This is a genomic window from Synechococcus sp. H60.1, from assembly GCF_047462335.1.
Taxonomy (GTDB): domain Bacteria; phylum Cyanobacteriota; class Cyanobacteriia; order Thermostichales; family Thermostichaceae; genus Thermostichus.
Map to the genome: position 1 here is coordinate 1 of NZ_JANSJA010000060.1, position 16,190 is coordinate 16,190.

Here is a 16,190-nt window from a genome sequence, read left to right on the forward strand (position 1 = left end):
AGCAACGGCCAGCCGGTGGAATTTGGCCAAGTCTTAATGCGACTGGATCCCACGGCCTAACGGCAGGAGCAGAGATGAAGCTTTGCGTATTGAGGAAGCAGCGGCTCCAGGGCTCTCTTGCCGACCTTTGCCAAGAAGTGAGCAATTCTGCCAATGCCCCAGCCCCAGGTTGAGGGGGTAAAGGTTCTGCCCCCCCGGCACATCGTCGGGCAGGAGCTGGCGGCGCGGCTGCTGGTGGCTGCTCTGGAAAAGGGGCGGGTGACCTCCAGCTACTGTTTCTTGGGGCCAGAGGGGGTGGGGCGAGGGCTGATGGCCCGCTGGTTTGCCCGGGCCCTCTTCTGCGAGGCCAGCTCGGGGATCCCTTGCGGCCAGTGCTCCAACTGCCGTTGGCTGCTAGCGGGCACCCATCCCGACCTCCACTGGGTCAGCCCTACCTATCTCCACCAGGGCCGCCTGATAGCAGCGGAGGCCCCGGAGGCGCAAACTCTGCAGCGGCGCTCCCCGCCGCAAATTCGCCTGGAACAGGTGCAGGGAGTGGCCCGCTTCTGTGCCCGTAAGCCAATGCGCGCCCGCCGTTCGCTGGTGGTGCTGGAGGGGGCGGAAACCCTGGCAGAAAGTGCGGCCAATGCCCTCCTGAAAACCCTGGAGGAGCCCGGGCCGGCCCACATCGTTCTCATCGCCCCCCAGGCGGCCTCCCTGCTGCCGACGCTGTTGTCCCGCTGCCAGATGGTGCCTTTCCGCCGCCTCAGCCCGGCAGAGGTAGAGCGGGTGTTGGTTAGTTTGAACTGCCCGGAGCTGCCCGGGATCCCTCGCTCTGAGCTGATTGCCCTGGCCCAAGGCAGCCCCGGACGGGCGCTGGAGGCCCACCAGCACCTGCAAAGGATCCCGCCGTCGCTGCTGCAAGACCTTAGACGCTGGCCCCCCTCGCTGCGGCAGGCCCTGGAACTGGCCAGGGCGGTGGCCGCTCTCGACTTGCCGGCGCAACTGTGGCTGATTGACTATCTGCAGCAGCATTTCTGGGTGCAGGGATCCCGCCAGGCCATCTGGCAATTGGAGCAGATTCGTCACCAGCTTTTGCACTTTGTGCAACCGCGCCTTGCTTGGGAGGTCAACCTGGCCGGATTCGACAGCAGTTGTAACCCAAGCCCTGTGGCAAAGTGAGAAAGAGCGTTCAAGACCTGCCTATGCCTGCCTGGCTTTTGGCTTTCCTCGCGGCCCTTGGAGGCTACTTGCTGGGATCCATCCCCACCGGCTACTGGGTGGGACGTTGGTGGGGCGGGATCGACCTCCGCCAAGCGGGCTCCGGCTCGACGGGGGCAACCAACGTGTTGCGGACGCTGGGCAAGGGGCCGGCGCTGCTGGTGCTGCTGGTGGATGCCGCCAAGGGGGCAGCAGCGGTGGCGCTGGGATCGGCTTTGGGATCCCCGTGGTGGGTGGTCGTAGCGGCCCTGGGGGCAGTGGTTGGCCACAGCCGCTCCTGCTGGCTGGGCTTTAGGGGGGGCAAGTCAGTGGCCACCAGCCTGGGGATCCTCTTGGCCATGGCTTGGCCGGTGGCCCTGGCTACCTTTGGCGTCTGGCTGCTGGGGATCGCCCTTACCCGCATTGTCTCCTTCAGCTCGCTGCTGGCGGCGGTGGCGGCGCCGCTGCTAATGTGGGCTCTGGGCCAGCCTCTGCCCTATGGGTTGTTTGCCCTGGTAGGGGGGGTTTATGTCATTGCTGCCCATCGGCGCAACATCGAACGCCTGCTGGCCGGCTCAGAGCCCCGCCTTGGCCAAAAATTGGCCCAATCCCCCTAATTCTCCCTGTCCCAGAGGACAATGGAACCAACGACCGTGGTTTTTGTCTACGGATCCCTGCTGCGGGGCGGCCAGTACCACAGTCTGCTGCAAGGAGCAGAGTTTTTGGGAACCGACAGCCTCAACCACATCGATCTCTACGATCTCGGCCCCTACCCGATGGCCGTTCCTGGCCGCAACCGGCTCTACGGCGAGCGCTACCGCATTCCCCTGAGCCTGTTGCCCCGCCTAGACGAGCTGGAGGATCACCCGCGGCTGTACAGACGGCAGTGGGTGCAACTGGAGAGTGGCACTTCGGCCTGGGTTTACCTGGGCCGGCCTGAGCAGGTGCAGGGGTGCCCCCTCATCCCCAGTGGCCGCTGGCTGCCCCGACCTTCCTAGAGATCAAAGTGGAGCTTAATGCCCTCAACATACTGAGGCAGTAACTCCGCTGAGGGCAGATCCCATTCTGAGGGATCCGACTCTCTGGCAGAGGGAGCAGCGGCCTCTACAGGGCTGGCAAGCCGCTCTAGGTAGTAAATGCAATCCCCACGTCGCCAGATGCCTGGCTCCGGCAAGTAGAACAGCCGACCAACCTGGGACGACTTACCCTTCTCTCCAAACCAGCCTCCCAGACGCTGCGGGCGCACCAGCAGCAAAGGCAGGCACAGATCCGCCTTAATGCGGTAGGCAAACTGATCCCGCAGCCGCTCCAGAGCGGGATCCTCCAGCCCCATCTGAGCCGAGAAGGGGTTGAGCAGCGTTGAACGCGCTGCCCAGCTCGACTCCTGGGCCGAGGCCACCGCCGATTGGGGGGGCTTCAAGCCCAGATCCGCCAAGGTGGGCAGGGTAATCGAGCGCAGCTCCGCTCGCTTAGCTTCTAGGTAGCCGGCCCAGCGCTGCAGTTGGGAAAAGGGGATTGGCAGGGCGCGGATCCCTTCTGAGATGGGCATCTCCGGCAGCAACACCGTCCAGATGGCAGCAGAAACCGAGAGTTTCACCATCAGCTCGGCAATCGCCCAGTTCATCTGCGGATCCAGCGTTAGGATCAGCAGCGTCTCCGCGTGGTCAATATCGGCCTTCAACAGGGCCGACTCGCTTAGCACCACTTCCTGCAGGGATCCCGGCAGCAGCCGGCCAACTTCCTCTTCAGCTCCACCGGCTCCATTACTCCCAGAGGGATCCCCCAGGGCATAGGCGACCTTGTGGCCGTTGAGCTGGGCTAGGCCAGCAGGCTCGCGCAGACGGGATCCCGACGGCAGCGGCAGCACCTCCACCGCCTGGTTGAGGGAGCTCATCAACTGGGCCAACTGGCTGACGAGGGGATGGTTGCCGACGATCACCGTAGAACTGCCCTGATCCAAGCCCAGCCAACGGGCCACCCAGGCGGCGGTCAGCCCCTGCACCGTCACCGTGACCGAGATGGTCAAAAACACCAGCGCCTTGAGGGCATCCCCCCCAGTAATGCCTCGCTCGGTGAGCAAAATGGCAAACAGAGAGGCCACCGATGCCGCCACAATACCGCGGGGAGCCAGCCAGGCCACAAACAACTTTTGCCGCCAGTTGAGGTCACTGCCCCAGGTACACAGCCACACACTCAGGGGGCGAACCACCAGCATCAGGCAGAGCACCGTGGCCAGCGCTCCCCAGCCCAAAGCAAATACCGCCTTTAGAGAGAGGGTGGACGTGAGCAAGATAAACAACACTGAGATGGCCATCACCACCAACTGGCCATGGAATTGGCGCACGCTCCGCTCGGCAATGGCCGCCTTCTGCCGCACCACCAGGCCCGCCATCACTACCGCCATCAGCCCCGCTTCTGAGCGCAGCGACTGGGCCAGGGTAAACACCCCCAGCGCCCCCGCCAGCACCACCGAGTTGCGCAACTCCTCCGTCAAAAACTGCCGCGACCAGAGCAAAAAGGATCCCATCAGCCAGCCCCCCAGCGCCCCCACCGCCGACCCAATGGCCAAGCGGCTGGACAACTGCTCCAAGGCCATGAGGAAGCTGGGGTGGCCAGAAAGCACCACCTGCAGCACCACCACCGCCAAGATGGCCCCCAGCGGATCGATGAGCACCCCTTCCCCTTCCAGCAGAGTGCTGACGGCGGAATCGACCCGTACCCGCTTCAGGATAGGGTTAATCACCGTCGGCCCCGTCACCACCACCAGGGATCCGAACAAAAAGGCCAGGGGCCAGGGAAACTCCCCCAAATAGTGGGCCGCCAGTGCCCCTCCTCCCAAGGTCAGCAGGGATCCCAGCAACACCAAATTGCGCAAGCTATCGGAGACTTGGTTGAGGCGTTGCAGCCGCAGGTTCAGCCCCCCCTCAAATAGGATCAGGGCCACTGCCAGCGACACCAGCGCCTCCAGACCGGATCCCATAACCTGGGGGTGAACCCAGCTCAGGCCATCCGGGCCCAGCAGCACCCCAAACAGGAGCAGGAAAACAATGCTGGGCACTTTGACAAAATTGGCTAGGACTTGAGCCGCGATCCCGGCCACCAAGGCCAGCGTAAACAGGATCGTCAGCTCAAAGGAGTTTTCCATGCCGAGGCTCAACCTCCCTTAGCGCGAACTCCGTCCCGGCGGCTTTGTCTTGGTCAGCATTGGGGTCACAGACAGTTGACATGAACAGGCTGTAAACAACTGCAAGGCACTCCGGGCCGGGACAGACATAGGTGGGAGTCAAGAGAGAGCATCTTGGCGAACGGACGCAGCCCAGGCGAGTGTAACACTCTATGCAACACCTTGAATTACTGCTTCCTGAGTCTAGGGTAGCTCAGAGGGAAGGCGAGCTCAAATGGCCTCCCTCGGATGGGGCAGCTCCGGGATCCTGTTGTGGGTTCTCCCCTTCACAGGAATAAAGGCCGGCCTCCGCCAGGGGCTTAACGCGACGAATGGGGAGGTTGGCGATCAGAGCCGTCGTCCCCCCTTCTGCCGCCAAGTGAAACTGCATCCCCTCCGCATCCAGCTCCACATAGCGAGATACCACCTCTAAGATCTCCAGGCGCATCGCTTCCAAGGCTGCCGGGGTGAGGTCGGCGCGGTCGTGGGCCAAGATCAGTTTCAGGCGCTGCTTGGCTTGCTCGCGGCTGCTGCCAGAGTGGCGGGAAAAAAGCTGATCCAAAAAATCGAGGAGCATGAGCTTCAGGGGTGGCTTGACTTAGTTGTGAACGCGAATGTGGAGGGGGGAAGGCGGCTATACCAATCCAAGTCAGGCAAAGGAGCCATCTAAAACACCTTTTGGTTTAAAAACCGCTTGGCCTTTTCCCAGAAAGACTCGCCCAAGCTAGCCAACTTGGGAAATTCCACCGTTTCTCCTTCTAGTCGTCGAGCAATGCGCTGGATGGCCTGAGCGGCCAGAGTCGGGTTGGCCGAGAGGACTAGAGGTTCCCCTTTGTTGGTGGAGACGATCACCTCCCGGTCTTCTGGAATGATACCCACCAAGGGGATGGCCAGCACCTCCACCACATCTTCCACCGACATCATCTGGCCGGCAGCCACCATATCCGAGCGCAGGCGGTTGACAACAAGCTGGGTCGAGGAGATCCCTGCTGCCTCCAACAAGCCCACCACCCGATCCGCGTCCCGCACCGCCGACACTTCCGGTGTGGTGACCAACAGCGCTTCCGTCGCTCCGGCAACGGCATTGCGAAACCCTTGTTCAATCCCCGCCGGGCAGTCGATCAACACGTAGTCATGGCTGCTGGCGAGCTTCTCCATCAACTGCCGCATCTGATCCGGGTTGACCGCCGTTTTGTTGCGGGTTTGGGTTGCCGGCAACAGTGAGAGATTGGGGGTGCGTTTGTCCTTCACCAACGCTTGTTCAAGGCGACATTCCCCCGCAATTACCTCTAGAGCCGTGTACACCACCCGATTTTCCAACCCCAGCAGCAGATCCAGGTTACGCAGGCCAAAGTCGGCATCCACCACCACCACCGAGCGACCCAAGCGCGCCAAGGCAGTGCCCAGGTTGGCCGTTAGAGTGGTTTTCCCCACTCCCCCCTTCCCAGAGGTTACGACGATAACTCGGCTCATACTCCTCTCCGCAGAAAATCCTGAAGGCTGGCAATGCAGATGACACCCTCCTGCAAGTAAACCACCTCCGGGGTGTTGGGAGGGGATCCTCCTTCCGGCGGGCGGGCCACCTGATCGGCAATGCGCAACTGAGTGGGCTCTAAGTGCAAAGCTAAGATCACAGCGCCTCTATCCCCCTCTGCACCGGCATGCACTAGGCCGCGCAGACGTCCCCAGACCCAGATGTCACCGCCGGCAATGATCTCGCCGCCGGGGTTGAGATCCCCCAGCAGAAAGACCGAGCCACGGTGGCGCACGGACATTCCCGACCGCACTGTGGATCGCAGGTAGAGGGGGGTGGTATCCGGGGGGACAGGGGAAATCACCTCTAAGGGGGAAGATTGTTCCACCGAATAGCCTAGGGTCGCCGCCGCGATCGCCGTCCCTCGGGATCCGGTTTGGACGCGCCACAAGGACAGCCGATGCTGCGACAACAAGACGGCCAGAGTTTGTAGGGTGGGCAAGTCCAGCTCTCGCTCTTGGCACCACAGGGTCAGGGGGGCCACTCCTGCCCAGTAGGGTTTGCGGCTGCGCAATTGCCACACCAAATCGTCCCAGACTTCTTCCCAAGCCAGGGTGGCGGGCAAATGCAGATGGATCCCTTGGGCATCGAATCGAAAATAGACACCCCTTTCGGATCCCCGCGGGTTAGAGGATGAGGTAGGTGAGACTGCAGAAATTTCCGGGTTCCATGCCGGGGATCCCATCATGGCTGCCCAACGATTTGCCTCAAGACAAAGCCTTATCCTATTCCATTCGCCAAACGTCGGGAGTGCGATGCAGTCTATATTGAGCTATCGGGGCTTTCTACACTGCTGCTACCCCCGGGGCAAAAGGTTGAGAGCAGTGAGCTGCAGTCCAGTCAGTCGAAATAGAAGAGTGTAACCAACTTGTGTTGCTCCTCGGCGTGCCTGCAGGCCTCCAAAAGCGTGACGCTGTCGTGAAAGGCAAAACAGATCAACTGCTGGCACTTGCTGATGATCTCTAGGTTGCACAGGCGGCTAGCCTCCGCCAGGGGAAGATGGTCATTTTCGGGGTGCTCCACCAGATGCAGCACCTGCTCCAGGCTGGCCCGCGACTCTGCCGGCTGTCGCTCCAAACTTTGCGGCAAGATCACCGTCAAGGATTTCATATCCGCCCGCATCGCCCCGCGAATCACAGCCAGGTTGGTGCCAATGGCCCCGGAAGTGAGAATGCGGTTGCCAGTGAGGGCCAAAGCGTAGCTGAGGGTCTCGATGAGGTACTGGTGGGTGATGGGCACATGGCGACTGCCCAGGATGGCTATCCGCTTTGGCCCAACTTGCTGAATCGCAGCCAGCTCCTGCAAAAACGTATCAACGCTGGTGGGAAGATCAATAGACTGGGTCAACGGGATCCCTCAGAAAACTTTTCAGAGGTGGGCTAGGCTATGTTAGCCTACACTGCGGCTTTGGGATCCAGCCAGAGAGCTGCTCAACCCGGTTTGGGCGGCCGAGTTTACCAGCGCAGCAGCGCTGCCGCTCCCTGGAACTCCTCGAGGAGGCGAACTTCGGCCTCGCCACGGACAAACTCCAGCTTAGCGCCGAAATCGCGGGCCAGCACCCAGACCTGATCCCGCAGCGCCACCGGTTGGGGCTCTGGGCAGAGGAGCTGGGCCATCTCTGGGGTTCCTCCCACCGAGCCGTCTGGACAGCGCCAGATGGTGGCCTCTAGCCTCCAGGGCAAGACCAGAATTTCCACTCGACCCAGTTGGAGGGCGTCCAGCACCGCGTCCAAGCCCCAAGCGCCGGGCTGCTCCCGAATCCGCTCTAACAAGGCCAGTTCCCCTTGGCGCTCGGCGGCCTCCAGGACGGGCACCACTCGGTCGAGGATGTCTTGCGGCGTCGGTGCGTGGAGGTTGGCGGGGTGCCCCACCCGGGCGACGACGCGGTTGCGCAAGCCGCGGTTGAGGTAGCCCTCAAAGTGAGATACCTGCCAGGCTTCCCCCATGAGCACCAGCCGCTCAATGCCCAGCCGATCCACCGCTTTGTCGAGGGCCTGGGCCAGGCGCTGGTAGAGCTTGTGCATCCAGAGGCTGACCTTGGCCGCCTCCCGCTCCTTGGGGGAGAGTTTGTCGAAGGTGCCGCCGCTGCGGGCCCGACGCTCGGCAACGGCATTTTCGATGCGGCCGGCCAGATCCTGGAGTTCCTGCCACTCGTCGGCGCCGATGTTGGCAAAGATTTCGGTATCCTCCCGCAGTTCTCCCAGAAAGAGCTCGTAGAAGTGCCACCTGGCTCCGGACAGGTGCAACACCCCGGCCCGCTCATATTCATCGAAGGCGAAAATCAAAGGGGTCAAGTACGGCTCACCCCAGCGGGCTTCTACCCGCCCGTGGGCCAGATCCACTACCGGCAGCTCCACCTGCAGGTCAATTCGACGCAGCACTAGCTTGCCATCAGCGTTGCGGCTGGCAAAAAGAACTAAGGTGCGGGCGGAAGGGCGCTCCTGTTCCAGCAGGGCAAGGATTTGCTCGTAGAGAGAAGGATCCCGCTTGCCCTCCCGGAACTCCGGCAGCTCTTTGATAGCGTTCTTGATGCGTCCTACCCAGGCAAGGCGGGCATTTTCGGGACGGGCAGGGTTGATGTCGGCGTATAACGAGAGCACCGGCGTGCTGCTGTCGCCAAAGGCAGCTTGTAAATCCTGGATCAGGGTGTTGAGCTCTTCCATGGTTTGGAAAAGGGACTTCACTACAAGATATCTAAAGCAAGATATCTAAAGTAGGAGATGCAACAGCAGATCTATCAAGGGATCCCACGCAGGATGGAGCTCAGTTGAGCTGGGCTTGAGGAGAAGATCCTGCCTGGATTTGGATAGTGTAGCTCATGTGGCTGTGAACACCCCTGCCCAGCCAATGGCCGTAGATAGGAGCGGCACCTCGGGGGTAGGCACTGGCCGCCAAAGCCACGTGGCCATCGGCCACGGCCAGCCCTTGGGTGGGATCGAACCCCCGCCAACCGGCCCCCGGCAGATACACCTCTGCCCAGGCGTGCAGGTGGCGCTCTGCTGGCTCTTTGCTGGCTGTGCCCTGGAGTTCGGGGTTCTCTTGCAACGGCGGGCTGACCTGGTAGCCGCTGACAAACCGTGCCGCCAGACCTACTGCCCGACAGCCCTCCATAAACACCAGCGTCAGGTCACGGCAGGAGCCGGTTTTGCGCTGCCACGTCAAGCCGGCGGGCCAAGGATCCCCCTTCTCCCGCAAGATGTGGCGGCACTCGGAGTAGATGCGTTGGTTGAGCGCCGGCAAAAAGGCCGTCGTCTCCCCCTGCACCTGATCCCAGAGCTCCCAGGCCAGGCTTTGGATGCCGGCATCTGCCGGGGTTGCCAGATAGGGCTGCAGTTGGGCCGCCAGCGTGCTGGGATAGTTGATGGGAAGGTGGGTGGCCCAATCGAAGAGTAGATAGTCAAAGGGGTTGCGCCGCAGGGTGACCACGGTGGACTGGGTTTGGATGCGCAGATGTTCGGTGGGATCCCCAAACCAGAGCTGAACTGCCGCGTTGCCATCCAGATCCACCAGCTCCGATTGGCCTGCCGGCGGCGGATCCACCCGCAGCTCAAAGGCCAAGAGGGTTTGGATCCCGTTGCAACGGGGCCGCAACCGCACAGTGTGGGGCTCCAGTTGCACTGGACGGCTGTAGCGATATTCGATGAGATGGTGAATTTGAACTTGCACAGGCTTGCCCCAGGACGGTCAACAGGTTGTGTCTCAAGTCTCAGTCGCTCGTTTGTGCTACAGTTAGCCGAAATTGGCGAAAAAATCAAACGGCAGTCAAAAAAGTAGGTAGGTCTTTGCCTCGGGCAAGTGTGTAGGGGCGCATTGACAATGCTTGGGGGCTTGCTTGTGGCCTGGGTGTCGGGTCAGCGGCACGGAGATTTCTAGGATCCCCCGACTTTGATCAGTGGGAGCGTCAATGGGCAAGCTCTTCTCCTTGTAGAGAGCTAGCTGCAGGTCGGCGGTTGGCCGGGGCGTCGCCTAGGGCCAAGACATCTGAGGGTGCCCTCTGGAAGGCTCTCCTGCTGGAACTCGCTGCTCAAGCGACCAAACTGCTACAGGAGGCTGGGCTAAGCCTTGGCCTGAGGATTTTTGGCGAGGTGGCGCAGCTTTCCTCTCACTCAAGCTGGACTTGCCCTTCCAGCAAAGCGAGGATTAGTCGGTCAATTGCCTCCAGATCCAATTCGTCGTAGAGCCGCTCCTGGAGGAGGTGGCAGATTTGGGATTCTTGCTGGCGGCTGAGGTAGGTGCTCTGGAGAACCGATTCGACAATGAGGCGGATGGACATGGGGCAGCGCTTTAACCCAACTGCCCCAATGAAATGCGAAACAAGGGGGAGGCAGCGGTGATCTGGGTCAAATGGCCATCCTTAGCCGGCAACCTTGACCTGGGCAGCCTAGCCAAGCAACGCCACGGCGGGCAAGGGCAGTTCAGCTGCCGCCGCTGTATCCAGCAGCCACAGCAGCCGCCCTTGGGGATTGAGGCGCTGGCAGGGCAGGTGGGCCTCTGTTGTCAGGGCTTCCTTAACAATTGCAGCCTTGCTGGCCCCTGTTACCAAAACCACCACCTGCCTGGCCTGGTTGAGAACAGGATAGGTGAGAGTTAGGCGCGGCTCCTCCCCTTTTTGGCCCACCGTCACCCAGCGGTGTTGCACCTGCAGGGCGGCTGTACCGGGAAACAAGGAGGCCGTGTGGCCGTCTTCTCCCACTCCCAGCCAGATCAGGTCGAAGGCAGGACATTCGGTGCCGAAAATCTGCTGCAGGGTCGCCTCGTACTCCGCCGCATCTCGCAAGGGATCCCCTGCTTGGGTGGGCATGGGAAAGACCTGAGAGGCGGGAACCCCGACCGTCTCCAGCAGGATCCGCCGTACCATGCCGTAATTGCTCTCAGGGTGATCCGGGGGAACGTAGCGCTCATCCCCCCAGAACAGCCAGGTTTGCTGCCAAGGGATCCCTGGCGTCTGGGTTAAAGCGGCATACAACTTCCGTGGCGTGTTTCCCCCTGCCAGAGCCACCGTAAAGCGACCCCGTTGACGGATAGCCGCCGCGGCCTGCTCTTGCCAGATCTCGACCGCCCGTCGGAAAAAGGCTGTCCCCTCCGGCCAGATTTCCAACTGGAACCCTTGCATGGATCGCCCTCTGTTGCTGCTTGCCCAACTGCCCTAGCCAAGCAGAGGGATCCCCTTCACCCAGAGGCCAAACCCTAGGAAGCAACCGCCAGCTCTTTGGCTTCCGCCTGGATTTTCTCGTAGAGGGCCCGCAGCTTCAGGCCCACGATGACCTGGATGAGTCCAGAGCCATTGCGGGATCCGGGATATTCCGGGTGCTTGCGCAGCAATTCCGTCAGCTCGCCGTAGTAGCGGGTCGACAGATTGCTTAGGTGGTTCTCGATGTAGATGACCTCCTCCAGCTTGTCGAAGGTGCCGTCAATTTCCAACACCGAAACCGGCTGATCGAAGTAGGTGGAGGGGCCGTAGTGCAGGCGGATGCCTGGGTAGGAGCAGGTCAGCTTTTTGCCACAAGGGATCCAGTCAATGGTGGAGCCTTCGTCGAAGAGATAGACATGGTCAAAATACTTCACCCCCTCCCGCTGGATCATGCGCACCCGCAGCACTTTGTGCTCCGGATCCACCTCTGGCAGCAGCTTGGTGGGCAGCACCTCGATGACCACATCGGCATAGCGCTTCTGCACATCGACGTAGGCTTCAAAATCGGGGCGGCGGGCCTCGATGGAGCGCAACACATCTTCATAGGTGTGGCCCCGCTCCGCCATATCCCGCTTCACCTTCCAGGCAATCTTGATCTCCGGCGCCAGATCCAGATAGACCTTGAAGTCCAGCAGCTCCCGCACCCGCTCGTCGTACATGGGGTGAAGGCCCTCCAAGACGATGATGGGGCTGGGATCCACCCGCTCCGGTGGGTCAATGAGCCCCGTCTCGTGGTTGTAGATGGGCTTCATCACGCTCTGGCCATTTTTGAGCGCCTTAGCCTGCTCGTACATGAGGTCGAAGTTGTTGGCGCGGGGATCCAGCGCCGTGATGCCCTTCTCTTTGCGCTGGTAGCGATCCAAGGAGTGGTAGTCGTCCAGACAAATGGTGGTAATGAGATCCCGGCCAAACAAGTCCCCCAACCGCCGCAAGAACGTGGACTTGCCACAGCCAGAATCTCCGGCAACACCGATCATTACAATACGTTCAGGACTGCTTGCCATGGGAACTCCTTGGGGATGGGCAGGGCAAAACTGAGAGGAAGCCTCTAAAAAAGTTACTGTTCTTTATGGTCTTGCATATTACCACAAGACGCTCCCCCACAACCGAGCTTGAGGCCAGAGAGGCGGGCACCGTCAAGGAACAATTTAACAAAGATTGTCTGTCTCCCGGCGACGACTGAGGAGAAGAGAAGTTTCCCGGCCTGGCTTTCTCAGGATCGGCCTGGGGTGTTCCCCTCCGGCAAGTTCCGTTCGGGCAGGCGGGCTGCTAAGGTGTTTGCTAGAGAGTTTTCTCCCATTGCCAGGAGCAGTTCGCCGTTATGGTTGCCAGCGCAGAAAAGCGAGAAGTTGTTGTCAATCTGTACCGTCCCAACGCGCCCCTGATCGGCCAGTGTGTAGAGACCTACTCCCTTGTGGGGGAAGGGGCACCTGGCCTGACCAAGCACATTGTGCTCAGCCTACCGGATCCCAACTACCGCTACCTGGAGGGCCAAAGCGTTGGTATTATTCCTCCTGGCGTAGATGACAAGGGCAAGCCCCACAAGCCCCGCCTCTACTCCATTGCCTCCACTCGCTATGGCGACGACGGCGAGGGGCGCACCGTTTCTCTGAGTGTGAAACGGGCCGAATACGTGGATAAGGAGACGGGCCAGCCGGGGGTAGGGGTCTGCTCCGGCTTCCTCACCGATCTCAAACCCGGCGATGAGGTGATGATCACCGGGCCCTCAGGGAAAACCTTTTTGCTGCCGGAAGATGAGAACGCCAACCTGATTTTGATTGCCACCGGCACTGGCATCGCCCCTTTTCGCGCCTTCATCAAGCACCTGTTTGAAGAGGATCCCAACTACCAGGGCAAGATCTGGCTGTTTTTTGGGGTGCCCACCACGTCCACCCTGCTCTACCGCGGGGATCTAGAAGCTTGGAAAGCCCAGTATGGGGATCGCTTCCGCGTCGATTACGCCATCAGCCGCGAACAGCAAACCCCCGACGGCAAAAAGATGTACGTGCAAAACCGCATGGCCGAGTACGGCCCCGAACTATGGGAGATGCTGCAGCAGCCCAACACCTACACGTACATCTGTGGCCTCAAGGGAATGGAGGACGGCATCAACAGCGTCATGGCCCCCCTTGCCGAGCAAGCCGGTCAAGACTGGAGCAAGTTCCAGAAGGAGCTGAAGAAGGCCAACAGGTGGCACGAGGAAACCTACTGAGGGGATCCCTTTGGGTTCACTGGTCTCCGGTGCTGCCGCTTAGGAGGGATCCCGTCGGCGCTGGGGATCCGCAAAACATGCCAAAATGCTGGTATCTTAGCCCACCTGAAGCCGAGAGCTGTTCTCCCCAGGAGCCCTAGACTGTGGACGCGCGCTACAATCCTCTGGCCATCGAAAGCAAGTGGCAGGCCCACTGGCGTGAAATCGGGTTGGATCGCACCCCAGAGCTGACGGCGGAAAGCCGCAAGTTCTACGCCCTGTCGATGTTTCCCTACCCCAGTGGCAGCCTGCACATGGGGCATGTGCGCAATTACACCATCACGGATGTCATTGCCCGCCACAAGCGCATGCAGGGGTATGCGGTGCTGCACCCCATGGGGTGGGATGCCTTTGGCTTGCCGGCGGAGAACGCGGCCATTGACCGCGGGATCCCGCCGGCCAAGTGGACCTACCAGAACATCACCCAGATGCGGGATCAACTGCAGCGGCTGGGGCTTTCCTACGACTGGGAGCGGGAGATCACCACCTGCGCCCCCGACTACTACAAGTGGACGCAGTGGCTGTTTCTGCAGTTTTTCAAAGCGGGCCTGGCCTACCAGAAGGAAGCACCGGTGAACTGGGATCCCGTGGATCAGACCGTCTTGGCCAACGAGCAAGTGGACGCCGAGGGGCGCTCCTGGAGATCGGGGGCTCTGGTGGAAAAGCGCCTCCTCAAGCAGTGGTTTCTCAAGATCACGGCCTACGCCGACCAACTGCTGGCCGACCTGGAGAAGCTCTCCGGCTGGCCAGAGCGGGTGCGCACCATGCAGGAGAACTGGATTGGCCAGTCGGTGGGGGCTAGGGTTGTCTTCAAAACCGAAACAGGGGAGGAGCTGCCGGTGTTTACCACCCGGCCTGACACCCTTTGGGGAGCCACCTTCATGGTGCTGGCGCCGGAGCATCCTTTGGTGGAGAAGCTCACCACCCCTAAGCAACAGGCTGCCGTCAAGGCCTACCAGGCCGAGGCTGCTGCCCGCAGCGAGATGGAGCGCAGTGCCGAAGATCGGGAAAAAACGGGCGTCTGGACAGGATCCTACGCCATCAACCCCGTCAACCAAGAGCGGATCCCCATCTGGATTGCCGACTACGTGTTGATGGGCTATGGTACGGGGGCCATCATGGCTGTGCCTGCCCACGACCAGCGGGACTTTGAGTTTGCCCGCAAGTTTGGCCTACCCATCAAGCTGGTGGTGCAACCGCCCCAGGGTGAGGTGGAAAGTGCCGAAGATCTGCAGGCGGCCTGGACAGGGGAGGGGGTGTTGATGAACTCCGGCCCCTTGAACGGGATCCCGGTGGGCAAAGGCCCAGGGCAGAGCGTAGAAAGAGCCATCGCCTGGCTGGAGGAGCAGGGGCTGGGAGAACGACAGGTCAACTACCGCCTGCGCGACTGGCTCATCTCGCGGCAGCGCTACTGGGGTTGCCCCATCCCCGTGATCCACTGCCCCCACTGTGGCACTGTGGCAGTCCCAGAGGAGGATCTGCCGGTGCTGTTGCCGGAGGATGTGGAGCTGACGGGGCGAGGGGGGTCTCCCTTGGCCCAGCGGGAGGACTGGGTGAAGGTGAAGTGCCCCACCTGCGGCGCCGAGGCCCGCCGCGAGACCGACACGATGGATACCTTCATCTGCTCCTCCTGGTATTTCCTGCGCTTTAGTGATCCCTGCAACGAGCGCGAGATCTTCCGCAAGGATTTGGTCAACGCCTGGCTACCGGTGGATCAATACGTGGGCGGCATCGAGCACGCCATTTTGCACCTGCTTTACTCCCGCTTTTTCACCAAGGTGCTACGGGATCTGGGGCTGTTGAATTTTGACGAGCCCTTCTCCCGCCTCCTGACGCAGGGAATGGTGCAGGGGCGCACCTACTACAACCCCAACAAGTCCGGCAAGGATCGCTGGATCCCAGCGGCTCTGGTCAAGGATCCCAACGACCCGCGGGATCCAGAGACCGGCGAGCCTCTGGAAGTTATCTACGCCACCATGTCCAAATCCAAGGGCAACGGCGTGGATCCAGAGGAGGTGCTGGCCCACTACGGAGCCGACACAGCCCGCATGTTTATCCTCTTCAAGGCGCCGCCGGAAAAGGACCTGGAATGGGACGATGCCGACGTGGAAGGGCAGTTTCGCTTTCTCAACCGCGTCTGGCGGCAGGTGTACGACTTTGTCGTTCGCGCTAGCGGGACGGAGTCCTTGCAAGGCAAAGCCGCCGAGCTGCTGCAGGCCAAGGTTGAGGCGGGATCCCTGACCAAAGCGGAAAGGGATCTGCGCCGCGCCGTCCACACGGCCATCAAGGAAGTCAGTGAGGATCTGGAGGAGTACCAGTTCAACACGGCCATTGCCGAGCTGATGAAGCTGAGCAATGCCCTGGCCGAGGCGGGGATCCCAGACTCGCCAGTCTATGCAGAAGGGATCCGCACCCTGATCCTGCTCTTGGCTCCCTTTGCCCCCCACATAGCTGAGGAGCTTTGGCAGGCAGTGGGCGGTACAGACTCGGTGCATCGCCAGTCATGGCCCAGCTACGACCCGGCGGCGCTGGTGGCCGACACGGTAACCATTGTGGTGCAGGTCAACGGCAAGCTGCGCGGCTCCTTTGAAGCCCCTGCCGATGTCACGCCCCAGGAACAGGAGCGGCTGGCTTTGCAGTCGGAGGCGGCCCAAAGGTATCTGCAAGGGGTGACTCCGAAGAAGGTCGTCGTGGTGCCGAAGAAGCTGGTTAACCTGGTTGTCTAACCCTCTTGACTCTGGATGTACTGTTTCACTGTTTCTAGGGGTGCACCGCCACAGGATTTAGAATCGTGCCAGAGCTTTGCTTTTCCCCAGTACGCCTTAGCTCTCCAAACTGTTGCCTTAGTATGCGACTTGATGCTGACTTGAGA

General features: G+C 61.2%; 15 protein-coding genes and 1 pseudogene. 5 read left to right on the plus strand and 11 right to left on the minus strand.

Annotation, left to right across the window (positions count from 1 at the left end):
- Positions 1-153: 153 nt before the first annotated feature.
- Genes NW852_RS03115 through NW852_RS03125 form a run of 3 tightly spaced genes read left to right on the plus strand, consistent with a single transcriptional unit; the run spans position 154 to position 2,177 of the window.
- Positions 154-1,161, plus strand: coding sequence for a DNA polymerase III subunit delta' (locus NW852_RS03115; RefSeq protein ID WP_414365627.1), 1,008 nt, complete (start codon positions 154-156; stop codon positions 1,159-1,161).
- 23 nt (positions 1,162-1,184) lie between these two features.
- Positions 1,185-1,796: a glycerol-3-phosphate 1-O-acyltransferase PlsY gene (gene plsY, locus NW852_RS03120; RefSeq protein ID WP_414372816.1), complete on the plus strand. Its 612-nt coding sequence runs from the start codon at positions 1,185-1,187 to the stop codon at positions 1,794-1,796.
- Positions 1,797-1,817: 21 nt separating this feature from the next.
- Entirely contained in the window at positions 1,818-2,177 is a 360-nt protein-coding gene (locus tag NW852_RS03125; RefSeq protein WP_414365629.1) for a gamma-glutamylcyclotransferase, read from the plus strand.
- On the opposite strand, the gene NW852_RS03130 is transcribed toward NW852_RS03125, so the two are convergent.
- From NW852_RS03130 to NW852_RS03175, 10 genes are all read right to left on the minus strand, one after another.
- Entirely contained in the window at positions 2,174-4,324 is a 2,151-nt protein-coding gene (locus NW852_RS03130) for a cation:proton antiporter (RefSeq protein WP_414399191.1), read from the minus strand. The genes NW852_RS03125 and NW852_RS03130 overlap by 4 nt on opposite strands.
- Positions 4,325-4,556: 232 nt before the next feature.
- Entirely contained in the window at positions 4,557-4,919 is a 363-nt protein-coding gene (gene minE / locus NW852_RS03135; RefSeq protein WP_414370618.1) for a cell division topological specificity factor MinE, read from the minus strand.
- 89 nt (positions 4,920-5,008) lie between these two features.
- On the minus strand, positions 5,009-5,815 hold the full coding sequence (gene minD / locus NW852_RS03140) for a septum site-determining protein MinD (protein ID WP_414365632.1): 807 nt from the start codon (positions 5,813-5,815) through the stop codon (positions 5,009-5,011).
- A complete protein-coding gene (gene minC / locus NW852_RS03145; RefSeq protein WP_414399188.1) occupies positions 5,812-6,564 on the minus strand; it encodes a septum site-determining protein MinC in 753 nt (250 codons plus the stop codon). The genes minD and minC overlap by 4 nt, the downstream gene beginning before the upstream one ends.
- 152 nt (positions 6,565-6,716) lie before the next feature.
- The gene (locus NW852_RS03150) at positions 6,717-7,223 is read right to left on the minus strand and encodes a DNA recombination-mediator protein A (protein ID WP_414365634.1); all 507 of its coding nucleotides are present in this window, start codon (positions 7,221-7,223) and stop codon (positions 6,717-6,719) included.
- Between the two features lie 107 nt (positions 7,224-7,330).
- On the minus strand, positions 7,331-8,539 hold the full coding sequence (locus NW852_RS03155; RefSeq protein WP_414426459.1) for a VLRF1 family aeRF1-type release factor: 1,209 nt from the start codon (positions 8,537-8,539) through the stop codon (positions 7,331-7,333).
- Between the two features lie 100 nt (positions 8,540-8,639).
- Positions 8,640-9,542 (minus strand): transglutaminase family protein, encoded by a 903-nt coding sequence (locus tag NW852_RS03160; protein ID WP_414365636.1) that lies wholly within the window; start codon positions 9,540-9,542, stop codon positions 8,640-8,642.
- Positions 9,543-9,978: 436 nt separating this feature from the next.
- Positions 9,979-10,149 (minus strand): hypothetical protein, encoded by a 171-nt coding sequence (locus NW852_RS03165; protein ID WP_414365637.1) that lies wholly within the window; start codon positions 10,147-10,149, stop codon positions 9,979-9,981.
- Between the two features lie 108 nt (positions 10,150-10,257).
- On the minus strand, positions 10,258-10,989 hold the full coding sequence (pgl, locus tag NW852_RS03170; protein WP_414365638.1) for a 6-phosphogluconolactonase: 732 nt from the start codon (positions 10,987-10,989) through the stop codon (positions 10,258-10,260).
- 74 nt (positions 10,990-11,063) lie between these two features.
- The gene (locus NW852_RS03175) at positions 11,064-12,071 is read right to left on the minus strand and encodes a phosphoribulokinase (RefSeq protein WP_414365639.1); all 1,008 of its coding nucleotides are present in this window, start codon (positions 12,069-12,071) and stop codon (positions 11,064-11,066) included.
- Positions 12,072-12,388: 317 nt separating this feature from the next.
- Between NW852_RS03175 and NW852_RS03180 the strand changes: the two genes are divergently transcribed.
- Both NW852_RS03180 and leuS read left to right on the plus strand, forming a co-directional pair.
- On the plus strand, positions 12,389-13,279 hold the full coding sequence (locus NW852_RS03180) for a ferredoxin--NADP(+) reductase (protein WP_414370626.1): 891 nt from the start codon (positions 12,389-12,391) through the stop codon (positions 13,277-13,279).
- A gap of 143 nt (positions 13,280-13,422) precedes the next feature.
- The gene (gene leuS / locus NW852_RS03185; protein WP_414426460.1) at positions 13,423-16,044 is read left to right on the plus strand and encodes a leucine--tRNA ligase; all 2,622 of its coding nucleotides are present in this window, start codon (positions 13,423-13,425) and stop codon (positions 16,042-16,044) included.
- Here the strand turns inward: leuS and NW852_RS03190 are convergent.
- Positions 16,041-16,190: pseudogene (locus tag NW852_RS03190) on the minus strand (transposase); the annotation flags it as partial. The gene leuS and the pseudogene NW852_RS03190 sit on opposite strands and share 4 nt — an antisense overlap.

Coding starts and splice junctions, on each gene's coding strand:
- NW852_RS03115 (WP_414365627.1), top strand. CDS start 154: ATGCCCCAGCCCCAGGTTGAGGGGGTAAAGGTTCTGCCCCCCCGGCAC.
- plsY (WP_414372816.1), top strand. CDS start 1,185: ATGCCTGCCTGGCTTTTGGCTTTCCTCGCGGCCCTTGGAGGCTACTTG.
- NW852_RS03125 (WP_414365629.1), top strand. CDS start 1,818: ATGGAACCAACGACCGTGGTTTTTGTCTACGGATCCCTGCTGCGGGGC.
- NW852_RS03130 (WP_414399191.1), bottom strand. CDS start 4,324: ATGGAAAACTCCTTTGAGCTGACGATCCTGTTTACGCTGGCCTTGGTG.
- minE (WP_414370618.1), bottom strand. CDS start 4,919: ATGCTCCTCGATTTTTTGGATCAGCTTTTTTCCCGCCACTCTGGCAGC.
- minD (WP_414365632.1), bottom strand. CDS start 5,815: ATGAGCCGAGTTATCGTCGTAACCTCTGGGAAGGGGGGAGTGGGGAAA.
- minC (WP_414399188.1), bottom strand. CDS start 6,564: ATGATGGGATCCCCGGCATGGAACCCGGAAATTTCTGCAGTCTCACCT.
- NW852_RS03155 (WP_414426459.1), bottom strand. CDS start 8,539: ATGGAAGAGCTCAACACCCTGATCCAGGATTTACAAGCTGCCTTTGGC.
- NW852_RS03165 (WP_414365637.1), bottom strand. CDS start 10,149: ATGTCCATCCGCCTCATTGTCGAATCGGTTCTCCAGAGCACCTACCTC.
- pgl (WP_414365638.1), bottom strand. CDS start 10,989: ATGCAAGGGTTCCAGTTGGAAATCTGGCCGGAGGGGACAGCCTTTTTC.
- NW852_RS03175 (WP_414365639.1), bottom strand. CDS start 12,071: ATGGCAAGCAGTCCTGAACGTATTGTAATGATCGGTGTTGCCGGAGAT.
- NW852_RS03180 (WP_414370626.1), top strand. CDS start 12,389: ATGGTTGCCAGCGCAGAAAAGCGAGAAGTTGTTGTCAATCTGTACCGT.